Origin of the sequence: Parashewanella hymeniacidonis (assembly GCF_016900895.1) — a bacterium.
Lineage (GTDB): Bacteria > Pseudomonadota > Gammaproteobacteria > Enterobacterales > Shewanellaceae > Parashewanella > Parashewanella hymeniacidonis.
In genome coordinates this window covers 1-10,493 of record NZ_JAFEUN010000130.1, presented here as the reverse complement: position 1 = coordinate 10,493, position 10,493 = coordinate 1, and the positions used below count along the sequence as shown (strand labels likewise).

Genomic DNA, 10,493 nt, shown 5'->3' with positions numbered 1-10,493 from the left:
AAAACTCCCTCTATATCTTGGTTTTTTTGAGTTTGTACACAATGCTGGCCTACGAGGTAAAGGGCTGCTTGAGCCACTCATTCAACTATTGGTTACCTAGCAGTCTTGAACCCGATATGAGCCTAAAGATTTAGCAGTGGGCGGTTCAGCTATAGGCGAAGCACCGGGTACCAAAGCAGACAGTGACAGCTTTGAACCAAGCAATGATGTTAAAGGTGATGTTGCCCGTATGATTTTTTATATGGATGTACGTTATCAAGGTTCTGATAATTCAGGTACACCTGATTTATCAGTGGTAGAGGGCATTACATCAAATGGTCAACCAGAGCTTGGTGATGTATGCATTTTGCTTAAATGGCACCAACAAGATCCTGTTAGCGCTTGGGAGCAAAGAAGAAATACACGGATTGATGAGCGTCAATTAAATCGTAACCCATTCATTGATAATCCGGCTTGGGCACAAAGTATTTTCGGATCACAGTGTAACTGATTAAACGCACTGTAAAATGGTGGGAGATGGTAGAATATGATTTTTGTTATCTCCTACGGTCCATTATGCCATGTCGATTAGGTTGTGGAGCATGTTGTATTGCTCCGTCTATTTCAAGCTCTATTCCTGGTATGCCTAATGGTAAAAAAGCAGGCGATAGATGCATAAATTTATCGGATGAAAATTTATGCAAGATTTTTGGTCGCACAGATAGACCTAAAGTGTGTGAGGACTTTAAAGCGTCTAAAGATGCTTGTGGTGAAACCAACCAGCAAGCGATGGAAATCATTGCCTATTGGGAGAGCGTGACTGGTTGAAGCGGTTAATTTGAAGCCGTTGAACGACAAATCAAGATTTAAATTAGATCACCAGAGGCTGCTCCTAGCGAATACTTTCCAACAATACTTTCCATTGTGTTACCTGAAATTGCCAACGTCAAAGCCTTTGAAAGTGATGAATCTTTGGACCCTACAAATTTTTGTTTCTGTCTAAGGGTTAATAAGTCATCAGGATATTTCTGGGTGATGAACTTTTTGACTTCTGAGTCTTTCTTTTTATTACCGTCACCTACATAGTTGACGGTATATTTCAATTCGCCATTCTCAAACTCACCTAACCTTTGTTGATGAGCATTTGCATGTGATATTGCTTCTTCATTGAGTGCTTCCAGTTCGTGCGTTGTAGGATTCCAATTCACGCTGGGAGCTTGAAGCAAAGTATAGTTTGCAGTCATAGTATTACACCAATACAGTATTCTGTCTTTGATTATCTATTCTAACGCTATGACTTTAAAGTTAATTTATTTTAATGTTCGGTCTAAGCTGCTTTGTCAAATTACTGTTTTTTAATTGAAATTACATTTTGGAAACCAGTATTGTTCGGTATGGTTTTGAACATTTCTGAAGCGGGTACTAATTCAATTCCAGCTTGTTTTAGCCTATCTAAATTCGCAACTAAAAAGCGTAATGTTTCCTTGTGAGGATGCGCAATCGCAACGGTTGATTTTCTTTTCTTTGCTAACCATAAAAGATGCTTAAACTGGCTTTCCAGTGATTTTGGGTCAAGGTTATTATCCAAAAATACGTGACGTTTGATATGAGGTACTTGGTATTGCTGCGCAATATCTCGCGCTACAGTATATTTAGTGGTGCTGCTATCAATAAAGAACAGACGATGCTTTTGCAGGGTCGCCATTGTCCAGTGCATGGGACGAGGAAGTTGTGTGAGTAAGCTACCCATGTGGTTATTTAAACCTTTAGCGTAGGGAATGTCAGCTAAAGCCTGTTCGAGTATGCCCGTTAACTCCGCTTCATCCATGTCGTTATTCAGTCCACCTTTACCTAGCCTATTACCTTGCAATGATTGCATAGGAATATGCAGCATCACTTCATGCCCTTGTTGATTGGCCTTATCAGCAATCCGTTGACCTAACGGTGTAAAAGGGAGAACAGACAAAGTGACATTTGTTGGCAATGCGAGTACTTGATGATCCGTTTTCTTATAACCAATATCGTCAATGATCAGTGCGACTTGTGCGGCTTCACTGAGACCGCACACAAATGCTAGTACTAACAGTGAAGCAAGTTGTAGCCGTCGTAAATATTCCATTAAAAACTGACTGTGCTCCAGAGTTTCAACCTTAAGAATTGGTAGTAATCCATAATATGGCTTGAGATACAGCGGGGTCATTACCCAATCTATCGTTATCATTGATTATAGGCGTACTCCGCGCTTTTTTACCAGTGTCTGGATCAAGGTTTATGTCAGGGACAATTCCGAGTTTGTGAATATTCTCTCCCTTTGGAGTCAGATAGTTAGCGATGGTTAATTTAACCCGGTTGTGGTTGCTAATAGTAGGGATCATTCCTTGAACACTCCCTTTACCAAAGCTTTTTTCACCGATCAGTTTTGCTCGTTTGTTTTGTTGTAGTGCTGCAGCCAATACTTCAGCAGCTGAAGCAGAATGTTTATCAATGATCACAAGCATGGGCACATCAGGTAAAAAGCTGATTGGTGTTGCATGGTAGATACTGTTTGCTTCTGAGAAGCGTCCTTGAGTGGAGACAATGACGCCATTATCAATAAACAGATCTGCAACTTTAATCGCTTGATGCAGCAGACCGCCAGGATTACTGCGTAAATCGATAATTATTCCCTGCAAGGGCTCTTTATGCCAGCGCGCTAATGACTCAAGTACCTTGTCGTGAGTCTTATTTTGGAACCCGTTAAGTTTAATGTACCCAATACTGTTACTGAGCAACTGTGTTTCTACTGCATCGATATGAATAACTGCAGGTATGAGTGAAATGTTATAGTCAGCGCTATTGTCACGAGCGAAGGTCAATTCAATTGTCGTATTCTTTTTTCCGGCGACACGGATTTGATCTAAGATAGCTTCTTGACTGTCCAGCTGAACATTCAGTTGGTTCAGTTTTAATAATTTGTCGCCTGGAAGTACGCCAGCCTTATCAGCGGGTGAATCATCAAAAACATTGAGTACGGTGATTTGTTTGCTCTTGGCATCAACCTCAAAGCCAAAACCTTTGTATTGTCCTTGATTAGTCCCTTCTTGTTCTTCAATTTTTGTCGGCGTTAAAAACTCAGAGTAACCGTCAAGCTCAGCAAAAATGCCTTTTAGCGCAGCTGTGATCAATTGTTTGCGTGAGACTGGGTCAACATAATAGTTTTCAACACTGTCGATGACGTCAGCTAATAATGGCAGATCATAATGTGCATCTGGCTGAGGCACATTCTCTTTGGCTATTAAGGTGATGGATATGCCCATTAAGGCACCTAGAAGAATTAAGGATAGTCTGTGCGCAAATCGACTCATACTGCTCTCCGTTGCATGTGGAGAACAGCTTAGTCAGTCAACCATGACTAACTTCGACAATAAATCGCAGGATTTACGGCTTTCCCCTTATATCGTATTTCAAAGTATAGACCGGGTTCGGCTTGTCCACCCGATTGTCCTACTAATGCAATACTTTCACCTTGCTTGATGGTGTCGCCAGTCGAGTGTAAAAGAGCTTGAGCGTGGCCATATAAACTCATATAGCCTTTGCCATGGTCAATCACAATCACCATACCAAAGCCCTTTAACCAATCGGCATAGATGACTTTTCCTGCAGCAATTGAGCGAATCGTTCGCCCTTCCGGTGCACTCATTAACACGCCTTTCCATTTCAATTGGCCACTGCGACTGGCGCCAAAGCGATGAGCAAGACGGCCTCGTGTTGGCCACTTTAGCTTGCCTCGGTGTTTGGCTAGGCCGCTTAATGAGTTTTGTGCTTTCGCCTCTCGAATGGCTTCTTCGATGATTTGTTTTAAACTGGCTTCTTCAATTTGCAGTTGTTCAAGTTGTTCACTGTTGCTTGATAAGGTGCGCTGTAGCTGAGCGAGTGTTTGTTTACGCTGTGATTTTTCTTTACCAAGTGCATTCGCTTGCTGTTTTTGGGTTTCGATGACTTTCGCTAATTCAGTTTTTTGAGCTTCCAACTGAGTTTGGGTGTCATTCAAATCAGTAATGGTGGTTTTAAGTGTCTCAATGGCGTTGATTCTGGCTTTATTCAAATACTGATAATACGTCAGCATCCGCTCGATACTGGCAGGATCTTGCTGATTCAGGAGCATTTTTGCGTAATCATGGTTACCAGATAAATACGCACTTTCGAGTTGTTTTGCTAAGGTTTTTTGCTGAGAAACTTTAAACTTTTCAAGATTGGCGTGTTTTTTTTCCAACTTAACCAAGCTTCGGTTAAGTTCTTGTTGTTTGTTTTGACTGTTGTTGAGGGCTCTAGCTACCTTACCAATGGCGACATCGTCTTTCTTTAACAGGTTTTGTAGCTGGTTGCGCTGATTGCGGGTACTTTTTAATTCAGAATGCTGAGCATCGATTTGAGCTTGAATGTCTTTAAGCTGTGATTGTCTATTGGCAATGGTTTCAGCATAGGAAAAAAAAGAGAGGCTATTAAAGCCAAGTAGTAGAAATGCAATAATAAAAGGGCGATACCAACCTTGCATCAAACTCTGCTTCCTTCCTCAATACCAAAAATAATTGCTGTGAATAAAAAATGCCACCGTATCATTTGATATCAGTGGCACTTTTATTGTATCGACTAGAAATTATTCTTCAATGGTTATCAGAGGTCGGCCTGTCATTTCCGTTGGAATTGCCTCACCCATCAACTGCAACATCGTTGGCGCTAAATCACTCAAACGACCGCCTTCTTTGATATTGGCTTTACGACCAAAGTAAATTAGAGGTACAAGTTCACTGGTATGTGCCGTGTGAGCTTGACCCGTTTCTTTATTGACCATTTGTTCTGCGTTTCCGTGGTCAGCCGTAATTAAACATTCGCCGCCCACTTTTGCTAAGGCTTCAGTTACTCGGCCAATACACGCATCTACCGCTTCACAAGCTTTAACAGCAGCATCAAAATTACCAGTGTGGCCTACCATATCACCGTTAGGATAATTACAAATGATGTTGTCGTATTTACCTGACTCAATCGCTGCAACTAACTTATCTGTTAATTCTTCAGAGCTCATTTCTGGTTGAAGATCATAAGTGGCCACTTTTGGAGAGGCAATCAAGATACGATCTTCGCCTTCAAATGGCTGTTCTTTACCACCATTAAAGAAGAACGTCACATGCGCATACTTTTCAGTTTCAGAAATACGAAGCTGAGTTTTACCAGCATTTTGGAGGACTTCGCCTAACGTATTCACTAGATCAGTTTTCGGGAATGCCACTGGCGCTTTAATATCCGCTGCGTATTCTGTCAGCATCACAAAGTTCACTTTTGGTGATACTTTACGTGCGAAGCCATCAAAATCGGCGTTTACAAAGCTACGAGTGATCTGGCGTGCACGGTCGGCACGGAAGTTCATGAATATCAATGTATCATTATCATTCAATTGGTACTCAGCACCAACACGAGATGCAGCAACGAACTCGTCGTTTTCGTCACGAGCGTAAGCGGCTTCTAATGCTTCTGAAGCTGAATCGTATTGATGATCAGAAATGCTTTGAGTAACAAGATCAAACGCTTTTTCAACTCGCTCCCAACGGTTATCACGATCCATAGCATAATAACGGCCGATGATAGACGCAACTCGACCCACGCCTAAACGTTCAAAAACCGCATCAAAATGTTTAAGGCTGTCCATCGCACTGCGTGGCGGTGTATCACGGCCATCCAAAAAGGCATGCAGATAAACTTGTTTTGCGCCACGCTCAACCGCTAACTTGCAGGCTGCTTCAATATGCTCTTCATGGCTGTGAACACCACCTGGTGATAGCAGACCCATAAGGTGAACAGCACCGCCAGCCGCAATCGCTTTATCAATTTCAGTACACAGAGTTTCGTTTTGGTTGAAGTCACCATCTTTGATGGCTTTGCTGATACGGGTTAATTCTTGATAAACAATACGACCAGAACCAAGGTTGATATGACCTACTTCAGAGTTACCCATTTGACCGTGCGGTAAACCTACATCATCACCTGAGCCGGAAATTAAACTGGTCGTATACTCAGCGCTTAATTTATCTAAAACGGGTGTATTTGCATGATAAATGGCGTTCATATGGGTATCTTCGCGATTCCCCCAACCGTCTAGGATCAAAAGAGCCAAAGGGCGCTTAGCAGCTGTCATGGTATTACCTATATTGAAAAAGAAATATGAATTTATGCCTTTGCGTCTGGTTAAATCGCAAAGGGATAAACACACAAGTTTCAAAATTAAGGGGATTAATTGTACTCGATCTCGAGTTATGTCAAAAGCACATCAATAAAAATGAGTGGTTTAGATCTCATTTAATCAACTACGTTTTCATGGCTAAAGAATGTATACTTTATGACTTATCAGTAAATAGCAACCAGTTAGCGAAGAAAACACATGCAAGAATATATTCATTTTTTCCAAGCTCATCCAATTTTATGTATGGCTTGGATTGGTTTATTTGTGGCCGTTGTTGTGATGACGTTTAAATCTGCAACCTCAAAAATAAAGCAAGTTAATCCGCAAGAACTGACAACATTGGTTAATCGTGAGAATGCAAAGGTCATTGACGTTCGTTCAAAAGATGACTTCCGTAAAGGGCATATTGTTGATGCACTGCACGCTCCAATGTCAGATATTAAAAATAATCAAATTCCAACACTTGAAAAGCTAAAAAGCACCCCCATCATTATAGTATGTAACGCTGGCATTACCTCGTCTCAAGCGGCTCAACTTTTAGTGGCACAGGGTTTTGAAAATGTGCACAACCTAAAAGGTGGTATGGGTGACTGGAAATCGGCAAATTTACCGGTTTCAAAAAGCAAAAGATAAGGAAACGTCAGGTCAGTTTTCAGTTTGAGGAGTATCAACAAAACCCATTGTTTTTAAATCAATGGTTGACGAACTCCTCAAAGTGTCATAAAAAACTGGCAAGCTGATCCTGCGGTCGATAAGGGCTAAATACATTTGTGTTGAGTTTTTAAGACAGTTTAGATCGAGACCCAATAGGATTATTGGGCAATAACCCGGGATGGTACAGAGATCTTACTCTTGTAACGCAAGCCCTTAATGATGGCTTTCAAAGAAAAGTCGCAACAACATTTTGATAGGTAAAAAATTATGGCTGAAGAAGTAGCAAACAACGAAGAACAAGCGCCACAGTTCAACATTCAACGTGTTTACACGAAAGATCTTTCTTTCGAAACACCAAACAGCCCAGCGATTTTCCAAAAAGAATGGAATCCAGAAGTTAAGCTTGATCTTGATACTAAGAGCAACAAACTGGCTGACGACGTATACGAAGTGGTACTTTCTCTAACGGTTACGGCTACAGTTGGTGAAGAAACAGCATTCCTATGTGAAGTTCAACAAGCTGGTATCTTCAGCATTGCTGGTCTAACTGAGCCACAACTTGCTCACTCTTTAGGTGCATACTGCCCGAACATTCTTTTCCCATATGCTCGTGAAACAGTGGGTAGCCTAGTAGGTCGTGGTACATTCCCACAACTTAACCTAGCACCAGTAAACTTTGATGCGCTATTTGCTCAGTACGTTCAACAACGTCAACAGCAAGCTGAAGGCGGTCAAGTTGAAGCTAAAGCAGACGAAGCGACTGCTTAACTCGAATGAGTAATACAGCCGATATAACGGTATTAGGGGCGGGCTCTTATGGCACCGCCCTTGCTATTTCTTTAGCCCGTGGTGGACACAAAACTATGTTGTGGGGGCATGAACCTCAACACATGGAAACCTTGCAATCTGAGCGTTGTAATCATCAATTTCTACCCGGCATCGATTTTCCTGAATCCTTAATCATTGAGTCAAACTTACAGACCGCAATGGCTGCCAGTCGCAATGTCTTAGTGGTCGTTCCAAGCCACGTGTTTGGTTTAGTGCTAAAGCAAGCCAAACCTTTATTGCGTGATGATGCTCGCATCGTTTGGGCTACAAAAGGTTTAGAGCCTGAAACAGGCCGTCTGCTCAAAGATGTTGCCAAAGACATCTTAGGCAACGATATCCCGCTAGCGGTGCTTTCAGGGCCAACGTTTGCTAAAGAGCTTGCAGCAGGTATGCCGACAGCCATTTCAGTTGCAGGTCAGTGTGACGATTTCGTTAATGAACTCGTGGATTTACTGCATTGTCCATCACGTTTGCGCGTTTACGCTAATCCAGACTTTATAGGTCTGCAATTAGGCGGAGCCGTTAAAAACGTCATCGCCATTGGCGCAGGTATGTCTGATGGCATTGGTTTTGGTGCTAATGCACGTACGGCATTGATCACCCGAGGCATGGTCGAACTTACACGTTTAGGTGAAGCGATTGGCGCTCAACCGACGACGTTTATGGGCATGGCAGGCTTGGGCGATTTAGTCTTAACGTGTACCGATAACCAATCGCGTAATCGTCGTTTTGGTTTGGCACTCGGTCAAGGTAAAGACGTTGATCAAGCGCAGGTTGAAATTGGCCAAGTGGTTGAAGGTTATCGCAACACTAAAGAAGTGTTCACCCTTGCGAAACGCTTAGGCGTTGAAATGCCAATCACCGAGCAGCTTTATCAGGTGCTATACCAAGGCAAATCGGCAATGGAAGCAGCAAAAGAGTTATTAGGTCGAGATCGCAAAGCGGAAACGCTGAAGTAGTTTCGGATAATACACTGCAATGAAAAGGTGCTAAAATAGCGCCTTTTTTTATGCCTACTGTTTAGGCATAAGCGTAAAAAGGTTAAGGGGTGTTAAGTGCAAAAATACGATGTGATCATTATTGGTGCGGGTGCAGCAGGCTTAATGTGTGCTGCATCAGCAGGTTATCGAGGTCGCAACGTATTGTTATTGGATCACGCCAAGCAAGCAGGTAAGAAAATTCTGATCAGTGGTGGTGGTCGTTGTAACTTCACCAACCGTAAAGTCGAACCCAATAACTTTTTATGTGCAAATCCTCATTTTGTAAAATCAGCCTTAGCACGTTACCCGTCACAGCAGTTCATCGAGCTGGTGGAACGTCATGGCGTTGAATATCATGAACGCGATCATGGTCAGTTATTCTGTAATGACTCGGCAAAAGACATCGTGAAAATCTTAATGACCGAATGCGATTGGGCTGGCGCAAAAGTTCAGTTGCGCACAGAGATTTTAGCGGTCACAAAAAAAGATGACACCTTTGAAGTATCGACCTCCAATGGCGATTTCAGTTGTGAAAGCGTGGTCATCGCAACCGGTGGCTTATCCATGCCTAAGCTGGGTGCAACACCGTTTGGTTACAGAGTCGCTGAGCAATTTGGATTAACGGTATTGCCGACTCGTGCAGGCTTAGTCCCATTTACATGGCACAGCGACGCAAAACAGAAGTTTGAGCAGTTATCGGGGATTGCAGTGCCGAGTACCATTACCGCACAAGACGGCACGCAATTCAGTGAAGCCTTACTGTTCACCCATCGAGGCTTGTCAGGCCCTGCTATTTTGCAAATCTCCAATTACTGGCAACCTGGCGAAGCAATAGACATTAATTTGCTGCCAAACCAAGATCTTGCTGAGTTGCTTGAAAAGCAATTACAGCAAACGCCAAAACAAAGCCTAAAAAATGCGTTAGCGCAATGGTTACCAAAACGATTACTAGAAGCCTTGTTTGACGAAACTCTTTTGGCAAAATCGCTTAACCAACTGATCCACGCAGAGCGTGAACAAATTTGCCAGCAAGTTCATCATTGGACAATACTGATGAACAATACCGAAGGTTATCGCACCGCAGAAGTTACCCTAGGCGGGGTTGATACCGACGAGCTGTCGTCTAAAACCTTTGAATCTAAGAAAATTCCTGGGTTGTATTTTATTGGTGAAGTGATTGATGTTACAGGGCATTTAGGCGGGTTTAACTTCTCATTCGCTTGGAGCGCTGGCGTAGCGTGCGGTCAAGCTTGTTAGTTGTAGTCTATTAGATTACATATGAAGACAAGTTACATTTAAACTACTCTTGGGTGCTTTACTGTCAAAGTAAGAGCTTGAATAACTAAATATTGATACTTTTGTGTTCTCGCTCGTTTCAACTTTGAGTAAAAATGTTCTTCGATCGTAGTATTCCAGTTTGTATTTCTGTAGCAATCATCAGATGACACATTTACTTCTTAGCGTGTAACGCTATTTTAAACGGCAATAAAACCATTTGGCTGAAATTAGCGAAGAATGAGCAAGAAGCCAACGGTTTTTTGTCCGTTTAATTGCCCTTATTGAACCAAGCCGCTTTGCGGCAGAAACTGCTGATAAACAACAATTAATCATATCAATCAACGCTATCGTTCATACTTCTTTGGCAGCAATATCGCTGTCAACGTTTAGGAGTATGGCTATGAGCCCTTACGAACAACAACGCTTTGATTTTCTTTTGAACAACATCTTACCAACTTAACATTACAAGGCAAGCGCCCTGCGACCATTGATGGTTACAGTCGTGCGGTTCGGCGTATCGTCACCCATTTTGACCGCTGCCCTGATAACCTGACTCAGCA

10 protein-coding genes and 2 pseudogenes are annotated in these 10,493 nt (G+C 42.4%); 7 read left to right on the top strand and 5 right to left on the bottom strand.

The window, feature by feature from the left end; genetic code table 11:
* Positions 1-124 precede the first annotated feature (124 nt).
* Both JQC92_RS19050 and JQC92_RS19045 read left to right on the top strand, forming a co-directional pair.
* A pseudogene (locus JQC92_RS19050) lies at positions 125-490 on the top strand (endonuclease); the annotation flags it as partial.
* A 65-nt stretch (positions 491-555) separates the two neighbouring features.
* Positions 556-807, top strand: a complete 252-nt coding sequence (locus tag JQC92_RS19045; protein WP_205001134.1) for a YkgJ family cysteine cluster protein — start codon at positions 556-558, stop codon at positions 805-807.
* Positions 808-845: 38 nt separating this feature from the next.
* Here the strand turns inward: JQC92_RS19045 and JQC92_RS19040 are convergent, their stop codons facing one another.
* From JQC92_RS19040 to gpmM, 5 genes are all read right to left on the bottom strand, one after another.
* Positions 846-1,223 carry a hypothetical protein gene (locus JQC92_RS19040; protein WP_205001133.1) on the bottom strand — a complete coding sequence of 126 codons (378 nt, stop codon included), beginning with the start codon at positions 1,221-1,223 and terminating at the stop codon, positions 846-848.
* 101 nt (positions 1,224-1,324) lie between these two features.
* Entirely contained in the window at positions 1,325-2,098 is a 774-nt protein-coding gene (locus JQC92_RS19035) for a divergent polysaccharide deacetylase family protein (RefSeq protein WP_205001132.1), read from the bottom strand.
* 31 nt (positions 2,099-2,129) lie between these two features.
* On the bottom strand, positions 2,130-3,323 hold the full coding sequence (locus tag JQC92_RS19030) for a S41 family peptidase (RefSeq protein WP_205001131.1): 1,194 nt from the start codon (positions 3,321-3,323) through the stop codon (positions 2,130-2,132).
* Between the two features lie 47 nt (positions 3,324-3,370).
* Positions 3,371-4,513, bottom strand: coding sequence for a murein hydrolase activator EnvC family protein (locus JQC92_RS19025; RefSeq protein WP_205001130.1), 1,143 nt, complete (start codon positions 4,511-4,513; stop codon positions 3,371-3,373).
* A gap of 102 nt (positions 4,514-4,615) precedes the next feature.
* Positions 4,616-6,148, bottom strand: a complete 1,533-nt coding sequence (gene gpmM / locus JQC92_RS19020; RefSeq protein WP_205001129.1) for a 2,3-bisphosphoglycerate-independent phosphoglycerate mutase — start codon at positions 6,146-6,148, stop codon at positions 4,616-4,618.
* Between the two features lie 243 nt (positions 6,149-6,391).
* Here gpmM and JQC92_RS19015 point away from each other — a divergent pair, with 243 nt between their 5' ends.
* The 5 genes and pseudogenes from JQC92_RS19015 to JQC92_RS23405 all read left to right on the top strand — a co-directional run.
* The gene (locus JQC92_RS19015) at positions 6,392-6,826 is read left to right on the top strand and encodes a rhodanese-like domain-containing protein (protein WP_129944688.1); all 435 of its coding nucleotides are present in this window, start codon (positions 6,392-6,394) and stop codon (positions 6,824-6,826) included.
* A 288-nt stretch (positions 6,827-7,114) separates the two neighbouring features.
* Positions 7,115-7,615 carry a protein-export chaperone SecB gene (gene secB / locus JQC92_RS19010; protein ID WP_205001128.1) on the top strand — a complete coding sequence of 167 codons (501 nt, stop codon included), beginning with the start codon at positions 7,115-7,117 and terminating at the stop codon, positions 7,613-7,615.
* Between the two features lie 5 nt (positions 7,616-7,620).
* Positions 7,621-8,634 (top strand): NAD(P)H-dependent glycerol-3-phosphate dehydrogenase, encoded by a 1,014-nt coding sequence (gpsA, locus tag JQC92_RS19005; RefSeq protein WP_205001127.1) that lies wholly within the window; start codon positions 7,621-7,623, stop codon positions 8,632-8,634.
* A gap of 96 nt (positions 8,635-8,730) precedes the next feature.
* A complete protein-coding gene (locus JQC92_RS19000) occupies positions 8,731-9,912 on the top strand; it encodes an aminoacetone oxidase family FAD-binding enzyme (protein ID WP_205001126.1) in 1,182 nt (393 codons plus the stop codon).
* Positions 9,913-10,419: 507 nt separating this feature from the next.
* Positions 10,420-10,493, top strand: a pseudogene (locus tag JQC92_RS23405) (tyrosine-type recombinase/integrase); the annotation flags it as partial.